17 protein-coding genes, 1 tRNA gene and 1 riboswitch are annotated in these 18,710 nt (G+C 71.6%); of the genes, 7 read left to right on the top strand and 11 right to left on the bottom strand.

From position 1 onward, the window contains the following. The first annotated feature begins 64 nt into the window (after positions 1 to 64). Positions 65 to 1,720, top strand: coding sequence for an energy-dependent translational throttle protein EttA (ettA, locus tag CK240_RS00545; protein ID WP_095638389.1), 1,656 nt, complete (start codon positions 65 to 67; stop codon positions 1,718 to 1,720). A gap of 187 nt (positions 1,721 to 1,907) precedes the next feature. Here the strand turns inward: ettA and CK240_RS00550 are convergent, their stop codons facing one another. Both CK240_RS00550 and CK240_RS00555 read right to left on the bottom strand, forming a co-directional pair. Further along, positions 1,908 to 2,099 (bottom strand): hypothetical protein, encoded by a 192-nt coding sequence (locus CK240_RS00550; protein ID WP_095638390.1) that lies wholly within the window; start codon positions 2,097 to 2,099, stop codon positions 1,908 to 1,910. 269 nt (positions 2,100 to 2,368) lie between these two features. Further along, positions 2,369 to 2,638, bottom strand: a complete 270-nt coding sequence (locus tag CK240_RS00555) for an HNH endonuclease family protein (protein ID WP_338048835.1) — start codon at positions 2,636 to 2,638, stop codon at positions 2,369 to 2,371. Between the two features lie 145 nt (positions 2,639 to 2,783). Here CK240_RS00555 and CK240_RS00560 point away from each other — a divergent pair, with 145 nt between their 5' ends. Continuing rightward, positions 2,784 to 3,416 carry a DsbA family protein gene (locus CK240_RS00560; protein ID WP_095638392.1) on the top strand — a complete coding sequence of 211 codons (633 nt, stop codon included), beginning with the start codon at positions 2,784 to 2,786 and terminating at the stop codon, positions 3,414 to 3,416. On the opposite strand, the gene CK240_RS00565 is transcribed toward CK240_RS00560, so the two are convergent. The 5 genes from CK240_RS00565 to CK240_RS00585 form a co-directional block, all read right to left on the bottom strand. Further along, a complete protein-coding gene (locus CK240_RS00565) occupies positions 3,364 to 4,134 on the bottom strand; it encodes an ABC transporter ATP-binding protein (RefSeq protein ID WP_095638393.1) in 771 nt (256 codons plus the stop codon). The genes CK240_RS00560 and CK240_RS00565 overlap by 53 nt on opposite strands. Further along, positions 4,131 to 5,114: a FecCD family ABC transporter permease gene (locus CK240_RS00570; protein ID WP_095638394.1), complete on the bottom strand. Its 984-nt coding sequence runs from the start codon at positions 5,112 to 5,114 to the stop codon at positions 4,131 to 4,133. The genes CK240_RS00565 and CK240_RS00570 overlap by 4 nt, the downstream gene beginning before the upstream one ends. Next, positions 5,111 to 5,932 carry an ABC transporter substrate-binding protein gene (locus CK240_RS00575; RefSeq protein WP_240517223.1) on the bottom strand — a complete coding sequence of 274 codons (822 nt, stop codon included), beginning with the start codon at positions 5,930 to 5,932 and terminating at the stop codon, positions 5,111 to 5,113. The genes CK240_RS00570 and CK240_RS00575 overlap by 4 nt, the downstream gene beginning before the upstream one ends. After that, the gene (locus tag CK240_RS00580; RefSeq protein ID WP_095638772.1) at positions 5,926 to 7,794 is read right to left on the bottom strand and encodes a TonB-dependent receptor plug domain-containing protein; all 1,869 of its coding nucleotides are present in this window, start codon (positions 7,792 to 7,794) and stop codon (positions 5,926 to 5,928) included. Before CK240_RS00580 ends, CK240_RS00575 begins: the two co-directional genes overlap by 7 nt. A gap of 123 nt (positions 7,795 to 7,917) precedes the next feature. Next, positions 7,918 to 8,114, bottom strand: a riboswitch (cobalamin riboswitch). A gap of 345 nt (positions 8,115 to 8,459) precedes the next feature. Beyond that, positions 8,460 to 10,340, bottom strand: a complete 1,881-nt coding sequence (locus tag CK240_RS00585; RefSeq protein ID WP_095638395.1) for an acyl-CoA synthetase — start codon at positions 10,338 to 10,340, stop codon at positions 8,460 to 8,462. A gap of 215 nt (positions 10,341 to 10,555) precedes the next feature. On the opposite strand from CK240_RS00585, the gene CK240_RS00590 reads away from it, so the two are divergent. Next, positions 10,556 to 11,071 carry a CAP domain-containing protein gene (locus tag CK240_RS00590; protein WP_095638396.1) on the top strand — a complete coding sequence of 172 codons (516 nt, stop codon included), beginning with the start codon at positions 10,556 to 10,558 and terminating at the stop codon, positions 11,069 to 11,071. Positions 11,072 to 11,134: 63 nt separating this feature from the next. Here the strand turns inward: CK240_RS00590 and CK240_RS00595 are convergent. The 4 genes from CK240_RS00595 to CK240_RS00610 form a co-directional block, all read right to left on the bottom strand. Next, positions 11,135 to 11,210: transfer RNA gene (locus tag CK240_RS00595), tRNA-Thr, on the bottom strand. 43 nt (positions 11,211 to 11,253) lie between these two features. Further along, on the bottom strand, positions 11,254 to 13,056 hold the full coding sequence (locus tag CK240_RS00600; protein WP_095638397.1) for a heme biosynthesis protein HemY: 1,803 nt from the start codon (positions 13,054 to 13,056) through the stop codon (positions 11,254 to 11,256). Positions 13,057 to 13,067: 11 nt separating this feature from the next. Next, positions 13,068 to 15,134, bottom strand: coding sequence for a COG4223 family protein (locus CK240_RS00605; RefSeq protein ID WP_095638398.1), 2,067 nt, complete (start codon positions 15,132 to 15,134; stop codon positions 13,068 to 13,070). A gap of 125 nt (positions 15,135 to 15,259) precedes the next feature. Then, complete coding sequence (locus tag CK240_RS00610; protein WP_095638399.1) at positions 15,260 to 15,964, bottom strand: uroporphyrinogen-III synthase; 705 nt, start codon at positions 15,962 to 15,964, stop codon at positions 15,260 to 15,262. A gap of 61 nt (positions 15,965 to 16,025) precedes the next feature. Between CK240_RS00610 and tsaD the strand changes: the two genes are divergently transcribed. From tsaD to CK240_RS00630, 4 genes are read left to right on the top strand one after another with little or no spacing between them, the layout of a single operon-like run. Beyond that, positions 16,026 to 17,090 (top strand): tRNA (adenosine(37)-N6)-threonylcarbamoyltransferase complex transferase subunit TsaD, encoded by a 1,065-nt coding sequence (gene tsaD / locus CK240_RS00615; RefSeq protein WP_095638400.1) that lies wholly within the window; start codon positions 16,026 to 16,028, stop codon positions 17,088 to 17,090. Continuing rightward, a complete protein-coding gene (locus CK240_RS00620; RefSeq protein ID WP_095638401.1) occupies positions 17,087 to 18,019 on the top strand; it encodes an NAD(P)H-dependent glycerol-3-phosphate dehydrogenase in 933 nt (310 codons plus the stop codon). Before tsaD ends, CK240_RS00620 begins: the two co-directional genes overlap by 4 nt. Continuing rightward, positions 18,019 to 18,291 carry a YciI family protein gene (locus CK240_RS00625; protein WP_095638402.1) on the top strand — a complete coding sequence of 91 codons (273 nt, stop codon included), beginning with the start codon at positions 18,019 to 18,021 and terminating at the stop codon, positions 18,289 to 18,291. The genes CK240_RS00620 and CK240_RS00625 overlap by 1 nt, the downstream gene beginning before the upstream one ends. Continuing rightward, a complete protein-coding gene (locus tag CK240_RS00630; RefSeq protein ID WP_095638403.1) occupies positions 18,288 to 18,707 on the top strand; it encodes an EVE domain-containing protein in 420 nt (139 codons plus the stop codon). The genes CK240_RS00625 and CK240_RS00630 overlap by 4 nt, the downstream gene beginning before the upstream one ends. The last annotated feature ends 3 nt before the right edge of the window (positions 18,708 to 18,710 follow it).

Here is an 18,710-nt window from a genome sequence, read left to right on the forward strand (position 1 = left end):
ACACGCTGCTTCACCTCGGGCGGGCGATGGCCTACATGACCTGTCAAATCGACAGGAGCGGATCATGGCCTCGTATCAGTATGTCTATCACATGGACGGCGTGTCCAAGACCTATCCGGGCGGCAAGAAGACCTTCGAGAACATCCGCCTGAACTTCCTGCCGGGCGTCAAGATCGGCGTCGTCGGCGTCAACGGCGCGGGGAAATCCACCCTGCTGCGGATCATGGCCGGCATCGACAAGGACTTTTCCGGCGAGGCCTGGGCCGCCAAGGGCGCGACCGTCGGCTACCTGCCGCAGGAACCCCAGCTTGACCCGCAACTGAACGTGCGCGGCAACGTGATGGAGGGTGTCAAGGCCAAGCAGGCCAAGCTCGACCGCTACAACGAGCTTGCCATGAACTACTCGGACGAGACCGCCGAGGAGATGGCGAAGCTGCAGGACGAGATCGACGCCGAGAACCTGTGGGATCTGGATTCCCAGGTGGACGTCGCGATGGAGGCCCTGCGCTGCCCGCCCGACGACGCCGACGTGGAAACGCTTTCCGGGGGCGAGCGCCGCCGCGTGGCGCTGTGCAAGCTGCTGCTTGAGGCGCCCGACATGCTGCTGCTGGACGAACCCACCAACCACCTCGACGCCGAAACCATCGCCTGGCTGCAGAAGCACCTGATCGAATATCCCGGCACGATCCTGACTGTCACCCACGACCGCTATTTCCTGGATGACATCACGAGCTGGATCCTGGAACTCGACCGCGGCCGGGGCATCCCCTACGAGGGCAACTACTCCGCCTGGCTGGAACAGAAGGCCAAGCGGCTGGAACAGGAAGCCCGTGAGGACAAGGCGCGCCAGAAGCAGCTGGAACGCGAACTCGACTGGATCCGCGCGGGCGCCAAGGCGCGGCAGGCCAAGCAGAAGGCCCGGATCAACGCTTATAACGAGATGGCGTCCAAGTCCGAGCGCGAGAAGATCGCCAACGCCCAGATCATCGTCCCGAACGGCCCGCGCCTGGGCGGCCGCGTGATCGAGGTGGCGGGCCTGACCAAGGCCTTCGGGGACAAGCTTCTGATCGAGAATCTCGACTTCAACCTGCCGCCGGGCGGCATCGTCGGCGTGATCGGCCCGAACGGGGCGGGGAAATCCACCCTGTTCCGGATGCTGACGGGCCAGGAAAAGCCTGACGCGGGCGAGATCACCTTCGGCGACACCGTGCAACTCTCCTACGTGGACCAGAGCCGCGACGCGCTGGACCCCAACAAGACCGTGTGGGAGGAAATCTCGGGCGGCGCCGAGCAGATCGACCTGGGCGACGCGCAGATGAACAGCCGCGCCTATTGCTCGGCCTTCAACTTCAAGGGCGGCGACCAGCAGAAGAAGGTCGGCCTGCTCTCGGGCGGCGAGCGCAACCGCGTCCACATGGCGAAGCTGCTGAAGTCGGGCGGCAACGTCCTGCTGCTGGACGAACCGACCAACGACCTGGACGTGGAAACCCTGCAGGCGCTGGAAGCCGCGCTCGAGGATTTCGCCGGCTGCGCGGTCATCATCTCGCACGACCGCTTCTTCCTCGACCGCCTCTGCACGCATATCCTCGCCTTCGAGGGCGACGCGCATGTGGAATGGTTCGAGGGGAACTTCGAAGCCTACGAGGAAGACAAGGTCCGCCGCCTGGGCCCGGACTCGATCGAGCCGAAGCGGGTGAAGTACAAGAAGTTCGCCCGGTGAGCAAAAAGGGGCCTGCCGGCCCCTTTCTTCTTCGGATCAGGTTGTTGAACAGAAGAAGGCGGGCAAGCTGTGCGCTTCTCTTGATTGAGCGCAAGCGGCCAAGCCGTTGAAGCCTGCATAGAGTGCATGCTTCACAAGCACCCTCCTGAGTCGGATGCGATTCCGGATTACCGGCGAGGCACTTACCTCACGACATGACCTGCCGCGCCTTCATACCGCATCCGGTGCGGCCGGCGGGCTTGGCGGGCGTCGCGCCCTGGTCCGGGGTCGTGACCACCGGCTGGGGGGCGGGCGTCGTGGTGGCGGCGGATTGGGCCAGGACCGGCGAAGCGGCGAGGACGCAGGCCGAGGCGAAGCTGATGATCGTCAGGCGGGGCATGGCGGTTCCTTTCCGGCAGGAGAGGTCCGATGGTGCACCCGAATCACTCATTCTCCAAACGCTGAGCCGCGCAGGCGGGCAGGATGACGCGGCTGTGATGACGTCGCATGAGACGCGCCGATGACCCGGGCCGCATCATGCATGGGCTGAGGCCGCTTTTCCCAAGATCGCCCGCACACAGCACGACCTCCCACAAGGGCGGAACGGCGCGTGCCGGGCACGCAGCCTACGCCTCGCCTCCGTAGGGTGCGTGCCTGGCACGCACCGCCTCACCGCACCTTGCCCTTCCATCCCGGCGGGCGCTTTCCCACCCAGTCGAAGAAGCGCCGCAACTCGGGATGCCCGCGCAGGGCCTCGACTGTGGCGTAGTTCCGCGCCAGTTCCGTCTCGCCCAGGGTGCGGTGGATCGTGGAGTGGCAGACCTGGTGCAGCAGCACCGTCTCGCCGCCCTTGCCGCCGCGCAGCTTGGGGATCAGGTGATGGCGGCTCTGCGGTACGCCCGGCGGGATCGGGCGCAGGCAGAGCGGGCAGGTGGGCACCGCCTCGGGCTCTCGGATCGGGGGGGGCGGCGGATCGGCGCGGCATCTGTCCTCCGGGGCGCGGCCCCCGACACTGGAGGCTTCGTGATTTCCCTCTGCCCCCCAACGTTCCTAGCGTGGCGGCGGATCACGGAAAGGACGTTTCATGCCCAGCCGCCGCGCCACGATTGCCCTTCTTGCCGCCGCGGCGGCCTCGCCCGCCTTGGGGCAGGGGGCCGACCGGCCGAACCCGATGCCCGCCGAACTGCGCGAGGCGCTGGAGCGGGACCGCAATGCCGTCGTGCTGGGCAATCCGGACGGCAATGTCACGCTGACCGAGTTCTTCGATTACAACTGCCCCTTCTGCAAAAAGCTGGTCCCCGCGATGCAGCGGCTGATCGGCTCGGACCCGCAGTTGCGCGTCGTCTTCCGCGAATGGCCGGTCTTCGGCGAAGGCTCGGACTTCGCGGCGCGGGCGGCGCTGGCCGCGCGCGAGCAAGGGAAATACTGGCAGGTCCACGCCGGGCTGATGGCGATGAAGGACCGCGCGGCCGAGCCATCGGTGATGCGCGTGGTGCGCCGCCTGGGGCTGGACGAGGCGAAGCTGCGCGAAGCGATGCAGTCCGACCCGGTCGAGGATCACATCGCCCGCTCGTTCATGCTGGCCGATCACATGAGCCTGATCGGCACCCCGACGCTGATCGCGGGCGACGAGGCCCTGTTCGGGGACCAGAGCTTCGAGGACCTCACGGCTCTGGTGGCGCGGGCGCGCAAGACCCTGGGGGTGGCGGCAGGGTGACGAAGACCGGCCCCGCGGGCGTCGGCACGAAGGCGCCCGAGACGCCGAAGACCTGTTCCAGCCGCGCGGGCGTCAGCACGTCGGACGGGTGGCCGTCCGCGACCAGGCGTCCCCGGTCCATCAGCACCAGCCGGTGGCAGAAGCGCGCGGCCAGCGCGAGGTCGTGGATCGAGGCGATGACCGTGCGCCCCTGCTGTGCGAGGCGGGCGAAAAGCTCCATCACCGCAAACTGGTGCGAGGGGTCGAGCCCCGCCACCGGCTCGTCGGCCAGGATCAGCGGCGTGCGCTGCGCAAGCAGCCGGGCGATCAGCACGCGGGCCAGCTCACCGCCCGAAAGCTCGGTCGCGCGACGGCTTGCCAGATGGGTGACGTCCAGCGCGGCCATGGCTTCGGCCACGGCAGCCGCGTCGGCGCGACGGTCGGGATCGGCGCGGCGGCCCAGGCGCACCAGCGCCTCGACCGGGATGGGCCAGGCGATCTCGCGCGCCTGCGGCAGCCAGGCGGCACGGCGGGCGCGGCGAGCTGGCGGCAGGGTGGCGAGGTCCGACTGCCCCTCGGAGGGGATCAGCCCCAGCGCGGCCTGCATCAGCGTGGTCTTGCCCGCGCCGTTCGGGCCGATCAGCCCGACGAAGCTGCCCGCCGGCACCGACAGCGTCACGTGATCGACGGTCGGGCAGCCGTCCCGCCGCACTGTCAGGTCCTGAAGGATCAGGCTCATCGTCCGGCCTGCGTGCGCCAGATGAGATGCAGGAAGACCGGGGCGCCGACCAGCGCCATCATCACCCCCAGCTTGAGGTCGCGTTCGGGCAGGATCATCCGCACGGCCACGTCCGCCGCCAGCACCAGGGCCGCGCCTCCCAGGCCCGAGGCGGGCAGCAGGCGCGAGGGCATCGCCCCCACCGCGCCCCGCAGCAGATGCGGCACCACCAGTCCCACGAAGCCAATCGCCCCTACCACTGCGGTCGCCGCGCCCACCGCGGCGGCCGAGCCCAGCACCACTGCCAGCCGCAACCGTGGCAGGTTCACGCCCATCGAGGCCGCGGCTTCCTCGCCCAACGACAGCGCGTCGAGGTCGCGCCCCGTCCGCGCCAGCGCCAGCCATCCCGCCAGCATCAGCGGGGCCGCGGTCAGCACATGGCCCCAACTGCGGTCGGCCAGCGAACCCATTGTCCAGAACATGATGTCATAGGCCGCGAACGGGTTGGGCGACAGGTTCAGGACCAGCGCGGTCAGCGCCCCCGCCAGCGCCGAAACGGCGATGCCGCCCAGGATCAGGCCCAAGCCCCCGGCGCGGCGTCCTGCCAGCCCCAGGATCAGCGCGACGCCCCCCAGCGCGCCCCCCAGCGCCGCGAAGGGCACGCCCAGCGCCAGCGCCGAGACGCCTGCCTGGATCGCGATCACCGCCCCAAGCGCGGCCGAGGCGGAAATGCCGATCAGCCCCGGCTCGGCCAAGGGGTTCCGCAGATAGCCCTGGAGCGCCGCGCCGGAAAGGCCGAGGCTGGCGCCGACCATGATGGCCAGCACGGTGCGCGGTGCGCGGATCTCGCGCAGCACGATGCCCAGCGGTCCCTCGCCGGTCCACAGCGCCTGAAGCCCCGCGCGCGGTCCGGCGCCTGCGGGGCCTGTCAGCAGCGACGCCAGGGCCAGAGCCGCAACCAGCGCGGCGAGGACGACCAGAAGGCGCGCATCCCGCCTCATCGCAGCGCCTCGGCTTCGGCCGACAGCATCGCCAAGGCTTCCAGCGAGCGGGGCAGGGCGCAGGTCCACAGCGCGTCCGGCACGCGCAGGACACGGCCGTCCAACCTGTCCAGCGCGGGATGGTCCAGCACCTCCTCGGCCCGCGAGTTGCCGGGATAGGGGGTGCCGGTCACGATCAGGTCGGGCTGGGCCATGACCAGCACTTCCAGCGGGACATAACCCGAGGTGTCCATGCCCAGCCGGTCCGTCACCAGCGAAAACCCCGCCCGGCGCATGATGTCCCCCGCCAGCGTGTCCCCTGCGACCGAATAGCCGTTGGGACCCCAGGTCGCCGCAGTCGGCACATCGGGTCCCACGGGCCGGGAAAGTTCAGCCAGTTCCCGGTCGAACGCGGCGATCATCGCCGCCGCCTCCTCGCTGCGGCCCAGGGCCGCGCCGACCTGCGCGATCGCCTTGCGCGCCTCGTCCAGCGAAGTGGGAGGCGCGACCTCGACCACCGGGACGCCCAGCCGGTGCAGCATGGCGACGGCCGGTCCGCCGAAGCTGCCCGCCAGCACAAGGTCGGGATGCAGCAGATAGACTTCCTCGGCCCGCCCCCGGTTGACGGGGTAACGCAGGGCTTCCTCGACCATGGCCGAGGCGCGGGGATCGCGTGCGATGTAGGACACCGAGATCAGCTGCCCTGGCGCCGCCAGCGCCATCGCCAGCTGGTCGGTGCACAGGTTCATCGACACGACCCGCTTGGGCGGCTCGGCCCCGGCGGGCACCGCAAGTCCCGCCGCCAGCGCGAGCACCGTCAGGGCGCGCAGGCTTACCACCGCGTCTCGATCCCCAGCCAGGCCTCGCGGCCGGGGGCGGCATAGCCCCAGGTTTCGGAATACTCCTCGTCGAACAGGTTGGTGACGCGGGCGGACAGCCGCGCCTGGTCGGTCAGGTCATAGCTGGCGGCAAGGTTGACGCTGGTGAAGTCGGGCAGGTCCTCGATGGCGTAGCTGCCCCAGTACTGCGTGTCGGCAAGGTCGCGGACATGGCGCAGATCGGCCGCCACCCAGCCCCGCCCGCCGAAGGTCTGCAGGCTCACGTTCGCCGCAAGCTCGTGCCGGGGCCGGCGCACCTCGACCGAGCCGTCGGAATTGGTCGCATCCAGATAGGTATAGGCCGCGCCGAGTGTCAGCGTCTCTGTCACCTCTTGCCGCAAGGCCACCTCGACCCCCTCGCGCCGGCTGGTGCCGTCCTGGTTGTAATAGTTGGTCCCGTTGGGCAGCAGCACGCCGCTGAAGGTGATCTCGTCCTCCAGCCGCTCCTTGAACCAGGTCACGTCGATGACCCCGCGCCCGTCCGGCAGGCTGTATTCGAGGCCGAAGTCGATGCTGCGGTTCTCCTCGGGCTTCAGGTCCGGGTTGCCGATATAGCCATAGCCGCCGAGGATCTCGAAATACTGCGGGTTGCTGATGCCTGTCCCGGCCGAGGCGTGCAGGCGCAGGGGCGTGCCCTCGATCCGCCAGGACAGGCCCGCGTTCCAGGTGGTCTTGGATTCGAACTCCGAGCTGTCGTCGTGGCGCAGGCCCAGCTGGATATCGAGGCCGTTGGCATAAGCGCCCCGGTATTCCAGTGCCGTCGAGCGCGTCTCGCGCCGGTTGTCGGCCACGCCCGTGGCCTCGTCGGTGATCCAGTCCTGCGCCAGTGCGAGGGTCTGGTCCGCTTCGGCCACCGGGCCGTCAAGGCCAAAGGTCGCGCGATACTTCAGCGCCCGCGTCCGCGCGCGCGAGGTGGTGCCGTCATCCGATTCCAGCCGGTAGCGGGTGTCCTGCCAGGCCAGCCGGTGCTCGAGCCGCCCGTCAAGCGTGTCCAGGGTGGCCCAGACCGTGCCGATCCGCTCGTCGCGCTTTGCCTCGTCGTCGCTGTCGATCAGGTAGTCGTCGGGGCCGGTGGCGGCCCAGTTGGTGGCGTCGAAACCATAGCGTTCGTCGGAACGGCGGGCCGAAAAGCCGAAGGTCAGCGTCTCGGTCGCGCGGTAGTCGCCGGACAGCGCCAGGGTCCCCCGGCGGATGCCGTCGTCGTCGCCCCCATCGCCCGCCGAGACGTCGAAGCCCTTGTCGTCGCGCCACGACCAGTCGCCCTGCAGCCTCCAGCGATCGCCCACGATGGACTGCCCCAGGGCGATCGCCTGGCCATTGCCAAGCTCGGCGCGGGCGAGGCCCCCGGTCCTGTCGGCCTTGCGGGTGATGATGTTGACCACGCCCGAGGCGGCGTTGGAGCCGTAGAAGACCGACTGCGGCCCGCGCAGCACCTCGATGCGCTCGACATCGGCCAGCTCGAGGCCGGAAAGGAAGTAGGGCTGATCGCCCGCCGCCGCGCTGACCCCGTCGATCAGGACCAGCGTGTGCCGCGTTTCGCCGCCGCGGATGCGGATCGCGGTGATCGAGGCGCCGGTGCTGCTGACCGAAACGCCCGGCAGGCCGCGCAGCGCATCCTGGACGCTGCTGACGCCGCGCCGGCGCAGGTCCTCGGCATCCAGCACGGTCGCGGCACGGCCATATGCGTCGGCCTCGACCGACGAGAAGCCGCCCGACAGGATCACGGGGTCCAGCGTCAGGGTGTCCTGCGCAAGGGCAGGGGCGGAAAGGACCAATGCGGCGGCAACGGGCGCGGCGGTCAGGCAAAGGATGCGGACGGGCATGATCGGTCCCAAGGGGCGGGCAACGCCCGCGAGGTTGGCGTGGGTCCGGGGGCATGGCGGCCCCGCAGACGGCTGACGGATCACCGCTGCGGTCAGGCCGCTTCGCTGGCGCGCCCCGCACCATCGAAAGGGTGTCGCCGAGCAGGTCTCCTGGCTTGCGGGTCATCGCGTGCGCCGGCCTTCCCGGGGCCGGGGCCCCAGTGGCGTGTCGGCGCCGCTCTCCGCGCACAGTTGCGGGGGCAGCCACGGCCTCGGCCTGTTCCGGCCGTCCCGTGTTCCCTTTCAATCCGGCGGGGCCGGAACTCGGACAGCGGCACATACGCGCAGGGCCGGTGCCGCGTCAATGGCCGGGACAGGGCCGCCGCTGCCCGCCCTGCCGCCACAGCCCGCGAGACGAGGGACGCCCCCCGGACCGGCACTCGGCAGACCGCAATGCTCTTGCGCGCCTTTGTCGGTCGGCCCGGCGCTTTTCGGTGGGCCGATGCCTCCGTCGGGTCGCTTCGGGAAACCGCCCCGAGGATGCGGGGGAAGGCGAAGGGACCGCGCCCGCAGCGCAGGGCTGATCCCCAAGGCCCGGTTTCGTCCGGGTGCCTCCGGAGTATGTCCGTCGATGGGCGGTTCTGGCCCTTTCAGCAGGCGCCGCCCGGGCCCGATCCCTTAGGGCGTCAGGTCCATTCCCAGGGGACGGTGAACTCGCCCAGCCGCTTTGCCACCTCGGCCTCGTCAGTGCCCGGTGCCCGGCTGACGCGTGCGGTCAGGCCCTTCCTGCGATCCTCGGCCACCTCGGCGACCGAGACGCCGGTGCCCTCCAGCGCCGCCGACAGGACGCGGGCGATCGCCAGCTTGCGCAGGGCGGGCTTGAAGACCTTGCCCACCGCGGTCGTCGGCAGTTCGGGCAGGATCTCGATATGCTTGGGGACGGCGGCGCGTTCGTGGATATGCGCGCGGGCATGTTCGGCCAGCGCCCCGGGGGACACGCTCGCGCCGTCGCGCAACTGGACATAGACGCAGGGAAGCTCTCCGGCGAAGCTGTCGGGCTGGCCGATGGCGGCCGCGCCGACCACGTCGGGGTGCGACAGCATCCCTTCCTCGATCTCGGCCGGGTCGATGTTGTGGCCGCCCCGGATGATCAGGTCCTTGGCGCGCCCCGTGATCCACAGGTAGCCGTCCGAGTCGATCCGCCCGAGGTCGCCCGTCCGCAGGAAACGGTCCTCGGCGAACAGGTCGTGGTTCTTGTCCGTCTCGGTATAGGTCGACCCCTCGAAGACGCCGGGGTTGGCCACGCAGATCTCGCCCACCTCGTCGGTGCCGCAGTCCTTGAAGCCCTCGGGGGTGCGCCGCAGGATGCGGACATGGGTGTAGGGCAGGGGGATGCCGACCGAGCCCACCTTCTTCAGCCCGTCCACCGGGTTGCAGCTGACAAGGCAGGTGGCCTCGGTCAGGCCGTAGCCTTCGGCGATCTCGACGCCGGTCGCCTGCTTGAAGCGGTTGTAAAGCTCGATCGGCAGCGCGGCCGAACCCGAGATCGCCGTGCGGAGGCTGGACACGTCGGCGTTGACGGGGCGCTGCATCAGCGCGGCGATGGCCGTCGGCACGGTGATCAGGAAGGTCGCCTGCCAGCGTTCCACCAGCTTCCAGAAATTGTCCATCACGCCCTCGCCCCGGTATCCGGCGGGCGTCGGCATCACCATCATGGCGCCCGACTGGATGCAGGACATCAGGATCGGATAGGCCGCGAAGACGTGGAACAGCGGCAGCGGGCACATCAGCACGTCGCTTTCCCCAAACAGCAGCGAGCCGCCCAGGAAGCCGTTGTAGATCATGCCCGAATACTTGTGCTGGGCGATCTTGGGCATCCCCGTGGTGCCGCCCGTGTGGAAATAGGCGGCGACGCGGTCGGCCTGCACGTCCTCGAAGGTCAGCCGGTCATGGGGCTGGGCCGAGGCCGCCGCCTCGAAGTCCAGCACCCGCGCCTTGTGCTTCGCCACCACGCGCGGACGCAGGAAGCGCACGATCAGCCGCTTGAGCCCGCCAAGGTAGCGTGCCAGGTCGACCTCGAGCAGGGTCTGCACGTTGGGTGCCAGCTCCAGCGCCGCCGCCGCCTTCTGGGCCACGTCCGACTTGGGCATCGACTTCAGCGTGACCAGCACCTTGGCATTGGTTTCGCGCAGGATGCTGGCGATCTGTTCCGGTTCCAGCAGGGGGTTGATCGGGTTCACGATCCCCGCCGTCGCCCCCGCCAGCAGAACCACGGGCGTTTCCAGGCAGTTCGGCAGCAGATAGGCCACGGTGTCCGTGGGCCCCACGCCGAGGCTGCGGAACAGGTTGGCCGTCTCGGTCACGCGCTCGTGGAACTCGGTCCAGTTCAGCGTGCAGGCCCGGCTGCGGGGGTCGGACAGCAACTGGAATGCCAGGGCCGGACGCTGCGGGAAACGGTCGCGCGCGGCGGAAAGGAAGCCATGGATCGTCTTCGGCAGCGGCCGCTCGGCGTAAGGCATCTCGGCCTCGACCCGGTCACGATCCGCGATGCTGACAAAGCGCGACATCGGCTCCCCCTCCGTAATTCCCGCAAGGGGAAGATGGGCTGAAATCTGCCCAAGGGGCAAGTTTCCGGCGACGGACCCGCACAGGAACGCGGCGTCAGGCCTTGGATCAGGCGAAGGAATAACAATCTATGGTTGATTATGACAAGACGTGATGCCTGCTTGCGCGTGTGCGTGATCGGGCGGATCGCCAGCCAGTTCAGAGATCGGAAGCCAGGATGAAAACACGCCTTTCGCTCGCCGTCGCGGCCCTTGCACTGGCCCTGCCAGGGGCGGTCCTTTCGAATCCGCTGCGCGTGCAGGCGGCCGCACCCGGGGCCGCAAGCTGCCCGGCGACCAGCCGTGGCGAGAACGAGGCCGCCGCCCGCGTGACCAGCCAGCAGCGCGCGGCCGCCAACCTGCCCCCGGTCCGCGCCAATGCGCGCCTTGCCCAGGCGGCGGCGAAGCACGCCTGCGACATGGCCCGGCGCGGGGTCATGGCCCATCAGGGCAGCCGCACGCAGGGGCCTGCGCAGCGGGTCAAGGGCGTGGGCTATCGCCCCATCGTGACGGCCGAGAACATCGCTGCCGGTCCCTTCGACCTCGGACAGGTGCTGACGGTATGGAGCCGATCCTCGGGCCACGCGCAGAACATCATGCTGCCGCCCGTGGCCGACTTCGGCATCGGCCGGGCGATCGGGTCGGACGGCAAGACCGTCTTCTGGGCCGCCGTCTACGCCGCCCCCAAGGGCTGAGGCCCATCCCGGAAAAGACAGCGCCGCCCGGCAGGGGCGGCGTGGCAGGCGAGTGAATGGAAGTGGTGCCGCAGAAGGGACTCGAACCCCCGACCCCATCATTACGAATGACGTGCTCTACCAGCTGAGCTACTGCGGCGTGCGGGGCGGATTAGCACCATCCCGCGGGCAGGGGAAGGGGGTCAGCGCATTTCCTGCCCCGGTGACGTCACAGGTTCGACATCGGGCCGCACCGGGGGCTCGCCCGCCGCGGGTTCGATCACCTCGACGGTGACAACCGTGGGGGGCTCGGCCGCGCCGGGTGCCGGGTCCACCGGCGGCTGCGGACCGGCCTCGGCGACGGTTGCGGGACCCTCCGAAGCCGGCGCGGCTGCGCCGATCATTCCGGGCGCCGAGGGCTCGGCCCCCGAGGCGCCGCGCCGCGATTTCCTGCCCGAGGGCTTCTCGCGGTGGGTCACGGTCGAGGAGGGCTCGTAGTCCGAATCACGCTCGATCATGCCGGGCTGGACGGGACGAGGCGCCGGGCGCTGCGGCTTGGGCGCAGGCAGGGGCGGCGAGACGCCGGCCACGGCGGCGGCATCGGCATCCTCCGCCGCATGCTGCGGGCGGCCGACGATCAGGGGCAGCATCTCGATCCCGTTTCCGGCCGTCGCCATGCGCGAGGCCACGGGGGGCTCGCGCCAGGTCAGCGTGTCGAAGCTGTGGCAGCTGTCGCAGACGGGCGACCATTCGGGCATGATGTTGTGGCAGTTGTCGCAAACCCACTGCGGCCCGCGGCTCGCGTTCATGGCGCGCGCCAGCCAGCCGCGCACGACGCTGTCGTCGGCGCCCGAGCCGCGTTCCACCGCCGCCATGATCGCGATGGACCGCACGGTCGGATGCGTTTCGGCCAGGTCGCCCAGCGCGCGGCGGGCGGCGGGGAAGTCCTCGGCCGCCAGCGCAAGTTCCGCCCGCAGCAGGCGCGATTCCTCGTGGTCGGGGTTCTGGCGGATCAGGTCCTCGAAGCGGCGCATCCGCTGGGCGGGCGTCTCGTCGGGGACGATCTCGGCATAGGCCGCGGCCAGCGAGGGGTGGGGCTGCGCGCCCCAGGCCTTCTGCAGCAGGCGGCTGGCGTTGCGGGTGTCCTTCTGCGCCAGGTAGCTGCGGGCGGCCAGCACGGCGGCCGGCACCAGATCGGGCGAGGCCTTGTTGGCGCTGATCGCGGCCTCGCGCGCGCTGATGGAATTGCCGTGGGCCAGCACCTCGGACGCTTCCTGCAGGGCCAGAACGGCGTCGCGGCGGATCGCCACGTCCTTGGGCAGCGCGCCCTGCCGGCGCTTGTCCTTCAGGGTCGAGCGCGCCCCCTTCCAGTCATGGGCGCGGGTCTGCAGCGTCAGCAGCGTGTCCTGAAGGCCCGCGTTGGTGGGCTTGATCGCATAGGCCTTCTCGGCCAGCCGCAGCGCGGTCGAGGTGTCGCCCATGGCAAGGCGCTGCTGCATCAGCCCCCGGATGCCGACAAAGCGGGTGCGGTTGTCGGTCAGCATCTCGCGGTAGACCTGTTCCGCATGGGTGGCGTCGCCCGCCGTCTCGGCCGCCTGCGCGGCCAGCAGGTTGGTCAGGTGCGGCTGGTCCAGGTACCTGGCGGCGCGCTTGGCGTGGTCCTGCGCCAGGCGTCCCTCGCCCGAGGCGACGGCGAGCATCCCCTCGGCCAGTGCCTGGTAGCCGCGGCGTTCGCGCGTGCGGTCGAAATAGCGGTGGATCGCGGTGCGGTCGCCCGCGAGGAACCGCAGGAAGGCCAGCGCCAGACGCAGGATCTGGACCGCGAGCCAGGCCAGGAACAGCGCCACGAGGGCGGCGATGGCGGCCTGCACCGGCCCCAGCGTGTATTCGACGCCGTTGAACTGGATCAGCAGAGGCTCGCCATGTTCGGCCAGGTACATCGCCCCCAACGCCGCCGCCAGCACGACGGCGAAGAAGAACGTGACCTTGAGAAGCGTAAGCAGCATCGGCGGGAACCTCAGTTGGACGGGGCTGCGGCGCGGGCGTCGGCCGGCGGCGTTTCGGGTTGGTGCAGGGGCACGGTGGCCGTGATGACCGGCGGCGTGGGACGAAGTGCCGCGCCTGCCGCCGCCGGTTCGGCGGCGGGGGCGGAGGGTTCGGCGGGCGCGGGCGCTTCAGCGGCCCCGCCCTCGGGCGCAGGGGAAGCCTCGGCGGCAGCTTCAGCGGCGGCGGCCGGGGCAGGCTCGGCAGGTGCGGGCGCTTCAGCGGCCCCGCCCTCGGGCGCAGGGGAAGCCTCGGCGGCAGCTTCAGCAGCGGCGGCCGGGGCTGGCTCGGCGGGGGCAGCGGCCGCTGCGTCCCCGGCGGCAGGGGCAGGTTCCGGTGCGGGCGGCGCCTCGGGCGCGCCGGGGGCGGCGTTAGCCGCGTCTTCTGTCGCAGGGGCGGCCGGGGCGACCAGCGTGCCCAGGGCGGCCTGCGCCTGGACATAGGCCTGCGCCTGCGCGGTCCAGTCGGCCATCGCGGGGCGCGCGGCTTCGGGCAGGGCGGCCAGTTCGTCCAGCGCGGCCTGGATGTGGCCCCGCTCGACCGCCGCGCCCGAGCGCGACAGCACCGCGTCCGCGTCCGAGCCTTGCCGCGGCTCGACCGAGCGCGCGCCGGTCTGGGCGCGCAGGAAGTTCCCCAGGATGCTTCCTTCGCCCTGCGCCGATTCGGCCTGCAGGGACGCGCGCACACCGGCGCGGGCGGCAGGGGGGAAGGCCGCGACCAGCTCGTCCAGCGTGGGAACCCGGGCCGTCAGCGCGGGCGGCGGCGTCACGCCCGCCTCCTCGAGCTGCGCCAGCGCGGCCGTGGGGGGCGCGCCGCTTTGCAGCGCCTCGCCGATGGCCAGCGCGGCCGAGGCGGCCTGGGCGCGGCGCGCGGCGTCCTCGGCCGACTGCGCCAGCGTGGTGGCGCGCGTCTCCGCCTCGGCCAGCCGCGCTTGGGCCTCGTCGGCGGCAGTGGCGATGCGCTGGGACAGGGCATCCGCCTCGGCGGCCAGCGCGTTCAGCCGCTCGACCGCGGCGGGATCGACGGCGGGGCGCTGCGCCAGTTCGGCGATCCGGGCCGCTTGCGCGTCAAGCTGCTGCTGAAGCGGGGCCAGATCGACGGCCGGGGTGTCCCGCAGCGTGGCAGCCGCCTCTTCCAGCGCCGTGAGCCGCCCGGCCTGCTCGTCTGCCGCCGATTGGAGCGGGGCAAGATCCACGGTCTGCTGGGGCGCGCTGCGCAGGGCGGTCACGGCCTCGTCCAGCGTGGCAAGCTGCTGCGCCTGGGCCGCGAGCGTCGTCGCGACCGAGGGGTCTGCGCCCGGTGCCGCGGGTGCCTCGGCCAGCAGCTTGGCGGCCGCATCGGCGCCCGCCTGACGGGCCTGCTCGACCAGGGTTCCGCCTTGGCCGGCAAGGCTGGCGCTCGCGGCCTGGGTCGCGGCCTCCGACGCGGCCTGGCGGGCGGCCTCGACGGCGCGGGTCTCGATCTCGGCCGCCTGCCGCTCCATCTCGGCGCGCAGCGCGTCCGTGGCGGCGGTGCTGGCGACGGGGGCAGGCTGCCACGCGGGGGGCAGGCGCGGGACGGCCCACCAGGCGGCGCCTGCTCCCAGCGCCGCTGCGATGACCCCGCCCAGGAACAGGGGCATGAACCCGCCTCGCCGCCTTGGCGCGGGGGCGGGGGCGGGGGCGGGGGCCGAGGCGGGGGAGCGGGCGGCGGTGGACGCCGTGCCCGGCTCAGGCGACGCGGGGCGCGTCACCGTGGGGATCGCCGAGGGGGCTACGGTTTCCTCGGCCCGGGCGCCCGAGGGCCCGGCTGCATCCGCCTTGCCGCCGTCCGGCATGTCGATCGTGACCGGCCGCTCGGCGCTGCCCTCGTCGGGGGCGCGGCGCGACATGGCGGGTCGGTCGCCGTTCTCGCCCACCAGCGCGGATTCGATGGGCGGCGCGGGGGGCGCCTCGGCGCCTTCCGTGTCGGGCGCCGACGCCTCGCGCGAGGGGAGGGCCGTGCCGGGGGCCGCCGGCTCGGGGCGGCGGTGCGGTGCGGCGTCGTCGGGGCGGTCGGTCATGGCGCGGCGATCCCTTGAAGTTTCCGGCGGCAGGCCAGCCTCCGGTGCGGTCGAAAACCCTTGCAGAAGACACGCCGTTGGCAGCGGCGCGGTGGCGCCAACCCTAGACGGGCGCGTCGGCCTGCTCAACCCGCGCCGAGGGCCGCGCGTTCCCCATCCAGCAGGCGATGGATGGCGTGAACAATCCCTTCCGCATCAGGCCTGTCCGCGACCTCGGATCGCAGGAGCCCCCCGGTCCAGGCCGCAGCCCATGCGGCCTCGGCCGCAGGACTGATCGGCGCGATCCACAGCGGGGCGGCCGCGTCCCGCGCCGCCCCTGCCGCCAGCCTGGCCGAGCGGGGCGAAAACAGCGGCAGGATCACGGGTGCCGACCCCTGCAGCAGCGCGATGCCCTCGGCCGGAAGGGGCAGCGCCTGCTGGTCATAGACGACGACGCCCGGCATCGGCAGGCGCGCCGCCAGATGCGCGCCATGCGGATGCACCCAGCCCGGTCCGAGGTCCTGAAGCATCGGCATCAGCCCCGCCGCGTCGCCCGGCCCCTCGGCCACGACGAACCCCGCCGCCCGCGCGCGTTCCGCCGTCCGGGGGCCCACGCAGAAGGCCGGCCGGCCTGCCCCGGGACCGGCAAAGGGGACTGCGTTCTCCGAGGTGAAGACCAGTCCCTTCGCCGTCTCCAGCGCGCGCGCGTCATGGGGAACGGGCACGATCCGCTGCAGGGGTGCGACGACGCAGCGCAGGCCCAGCCCGGCGATCCGCGCGGCGAACCGGCGCCCCGCGGGTTCGGGACGCGTGATCAGGAGCGCGGGCGGCAGGGGGGCAGGCTCTCGCATGGCGTTTCCTTCGGGCCGGTGCTAACCCCCGATAAGCCGCAGCATCCCCGCGAATTCAACCATGCCCCTGACCGTCCTTGGCATCGAGAGCAGTTGCGACGACACCGCCGCCGCGGTCGTGACCGAGGACCGCCGCGTGCTGTCCTCGGTCGTCTCGGGCCAGGCGGCCCTGCACGCGGCCTTCGGCGGCGTCGTGCCGGAAATCGCCGCCCGCGCCCATGCCGAGCGGCTGGACCTTTGCGTCGAGGCCGCGCTGGAGCAGGCGGGGGTCGGCTTGCGCGATCTCGACGCCATCGCCGTGACGGCGGGGCCGGGGCTGATCGGGGGGGTCATGGCCGGCGTGATGCTGGCCAAGGGGCTTTCCGCCGGGACCGGCCTGCCGCTGGTGGGGGTGAACCACCTTGCCGGTCATGCGCTGACGCCCCGGCTGACGGACGGGATCGGCTTTCCCTACCTGATGCTGCTGGTGTCCGGCGGTCATTGCCAGTTCCTGCGGGTGTCGGGGCCCGAAGAGTTCACCCGCCTTGGCGGCACCATCGACGACGCGCCCGGCGAGGCCTTCGACAAGGTGGCCAAGCTTCTGGGCCTGCCCCAGCCCGGCGGTCCCGTGGTGGAAGCCGAGGCGGCCAAGGGTGACGCCGCTGCCATCCCCCTGCCGCGTCCGCTGCTGGACCGCCCGGGCTGCGACATGAGCTTTTCCGGCCTCAAGACCGCCGTCCTGCGCGTCCGCGACCAGGCGGTGGCGGCCGAGGGCGGGTTGCGCGAAAGCCTGCGCGCTGACATCTGCGCCTCGTTCCAGGCGGCCGTGGCCGAGGTGCTGGCCGAGAAGACCCGCCGTGCCCTGGCGCAGGCCGATGTGCCCGTGGTTGCCGTTGCCGGAGGGGTCGCGGCCAACCGCACCATCCGCGCGGCGCTGGAACGCGTGGCGGCAGAGGCCGGCGTCCGTTTCCTTGCGCCGCCCCTGCCGCTGTGCACCGACAATGCCGCGATGATCGCCTGGGCCGGGATCGAGCGCTTCCGCCTCGGCCACCGCGACGGCATGGACCTCGCCGCGCGGCCCCGCTGGCCGCTGGACCAGAGCGCCGCGCCGATGCTGGGCGCGGGCAAGCGCGGGGCCAAGGCATGAACATCGCCGTTCTGGGCGCAGGCGCCTTCGGCACGGCGCTGGCCGTCACCCTGTCGGCCAGGGGGCCGGTGTCGCTGTGGGGCCGCCGCATCGGCTGGCAGGGGGAAAACCCGCTGCTGCCCGGTGTCACGCTGCCCGGAAGCGTGGACGTGACTGAAACCCTGCCCGAGGCCGAGATCCTGCTGGTCGCCATTCCCGCGCAGGCCACGGGCGCCTTCCTGTCGGATCACGGGGCACGGCTCGACGGCCGCGCGCTGGTCAGCTGCGCCAAGGGGATCGACCTCGCCACGGGGCGCTCGCCCGCGCGGATGCTGGCCGAGGCCTGCCCCGGCTCGACCGTGGCCGTCCTCACCGGTCCCAGCTTCGCCGCCGACATCGCGCGGGGACTGCCGACCGCATTGACGCTCGCCTGCGCGGACGGCCAGGCGGGGCACCGGTTGCAGCACGCGCTGTCCACCCCGGTCCTGCGGCTTTACCGCACGACCGATGTGACGGGGGCAGAGCTGGGGGGCGCGCTGAAGAACGTCATCGCCATCGCGGCGGGCGTCGCCATCGGCGCGGGCCTGGGCGATTCCGCACGCGCCGCCATCATCACGCGGGGCTTCGCCGAGATGACCCGCTTCGCTGCCGCCAAGGGTGCCGACCCCGAGACGCTGACCGGCCTGTCGGGCCTGGGCGACCTGATCCTGACAGCCACCTCGGAACAGTCGCGCAACTTCCGCTATGGCTTGGCGCTGGGCCGGGCCGAGGCCTTCGACCCCCATGTCACCGTGGAAGGTGCCGCCACCGCCCGCGCCGTCGCCGCCATTGCCGCAAGGACCGGGATCGAGATGCCCGTCTCGACCCTGATCGCCGGGCTTGCCGGGGGCCGCGTCGGCGTTAAACAGGCGGTGGAGCTTCTGCTCGCACGCCCGCTCAAGGAGGAATGATGCCGCTGTTCGCCGTGATCTGCCGGGACAAGCCCGGACGCCTGAATGCCCGCATGACCACGCGCGAGGCGCATCTCGCCTGGCTGAACGGATCGGGCCGGGTGCAGCTGGCCGGGCCCTTCCTTGAGGACGGCAACCCCTGCGGCTCGCTGCTGATCATCGAGGCGGACGATCTGGACGCGGCAAAGGCCTGGGTGGCCGAGGACCCCTATGCGGCGGCCGACGTGTTCGACTCGGTCGAGGTCATGGCCTGGCGCAAGGCCATCGGATGACCCGCTGGCTTTTCAAGTCCGAGCCGGATGTGTTTTCCTGGGACGACCTCGTCGCGAAGGGAAACGCGGGCGAGGAATGGGACGGTGTCCGCAGCCATCAGGCCCGCAACCTGATGCGCGAGATGAAGGTCGGGGACCGGGGCTTCTTCTACCATTCCAACCTCGGCAAGGCGGTCGTCGGCATCGTCGAGGTGATCGCCGAGGCCCATCCCGACTCGACCGCAGAGGACCCGAGATGGGAATGCGTGGACCTGCGCGCGGTCGAGGCCCTGCCCCGGGCGGTGGGCCTGGCCGAGATCAAGGCCGACTCGCGCTTTGCCGAGATGGTGCTGGTCAGGAACTCGCGCCTGTCGGTCCAGCCGGTGACGGCCGAGGAATGGGACGCGGTGCTGGCGCTTGCGGGCGCGAAGGGGTGATCC

Origin of the sequence: Paracoccus salipaludis (genome assembly GCF_002287065.1) — a bacterium.
Classification (GTDB): domain Bacteria; phylum Pseudomonadota; class Alphaproteobacteria; order Rhodobacterales; family Rhodobacteraceae; genus Paracoccus; species Paracoccus salipaludis.

Coding starts and splice junctions, on each gene's coding strand:
- ettA (WP_095638389.1), top strand. CDS start 65: ATGGCCTCGTATCAGTATGTCTATCACATGGACGGCGTGTCCAAGACC.
- CK240_RS00550 (WP_095638390.1), bottom strand. CDS start 2,099: ATGCCCCGCCTGACGATCATCAGCTTCGCCTCGGCCTGCGTCCTCGCC.
- CK240_RS00560 (WP_095638392.1), top strand. CDS start 2,784: ATGCCCAGCCGCCGCGCCACGATTGCCCTTCTTGCCGCCGCGGCGGCC.
- CK240_RS00565 (WP_095638393.1), bottom strand. CDS start 4,134: ATGAGCCTGATCCTTCAGGACCTGACAGTGCGGCGGGACGGCTGCCCG.
- CK240_RS00570 (WP_095638394.1), bottom strand. CDS start 5,114: ATGAGGCGGGATGCGCGCCTTCTGGTCGTCCTCGCCGCGCTGGTTGCG.
- CK240_RS00580 (WP_095638772.1), bottom strand. CDS start 7,794: ATGCCCGTCCGCATCCTTTGCCTGACCGCCGCGCCCGTTGCCGCCGCA.
- CK240_RS00585 (WP_095638395.1), bottom strand. CDS start 10,340: ATGTCGCGCTTTGTCAGCATCGCGGATCGTGACCGGGTCGAGGCCGAG.
- CK240_RS00590 (WP_095638396.1), top strand. CDS start 10,556: ATGAAAACACGCCTTTCGCTCGCCGTCGCGGCCCTTGCACTGGCCCTG.
- CK240_RS00600 (WP_095638397.1), bottom strand. CDS start 13,056: ATGCTGCTTACGCTTCTCAAGGTCACGTTCTTCTTCGCCGTCGTGCTG.
- CK240_RS00605 (WP_095638398.1), bottom strand. CDS start 15,134: ATGACCGACCGCCCCGACGACGCCGCACCGCACCGCCGCCCCGAGCCG.
- CK240_RS00610 (WP_095638399.1), bottom strand. CDS start 15,964: ATGCGAGAGCCTGCCCCCCTGCCGCCCGCGCTCCTGATCACGCGTCCC.
- tsaD (WP_095638400.1), top strand. CDS start 16,026: ATGCCCCTGACCGTCCTTGGCATCGAGAGCAGTTGCGACGACACCGCC.
- CK240_RS00620 (WP_095638401.1), top strand. CDS start 17,087: ATGAACATCGCCGTTCTGGGCGCAGGCGCCTTCGGCACGGCGCTGGCC.
- CK240_RS00625 (WP_095638402.1), top strand. CDS start 18,019: ATGCCGCTGTTCGCCGTGATCTGCCGGGACAAGCCCGGACGCCTGAAT.
- CK240_RS00630 (WP_095638403.1), top strand. CDS start 18,288: ATGACCCGCTGGCTTTTCAAGTCCGAGCCGGATGTGTTTTCCTGGGAC.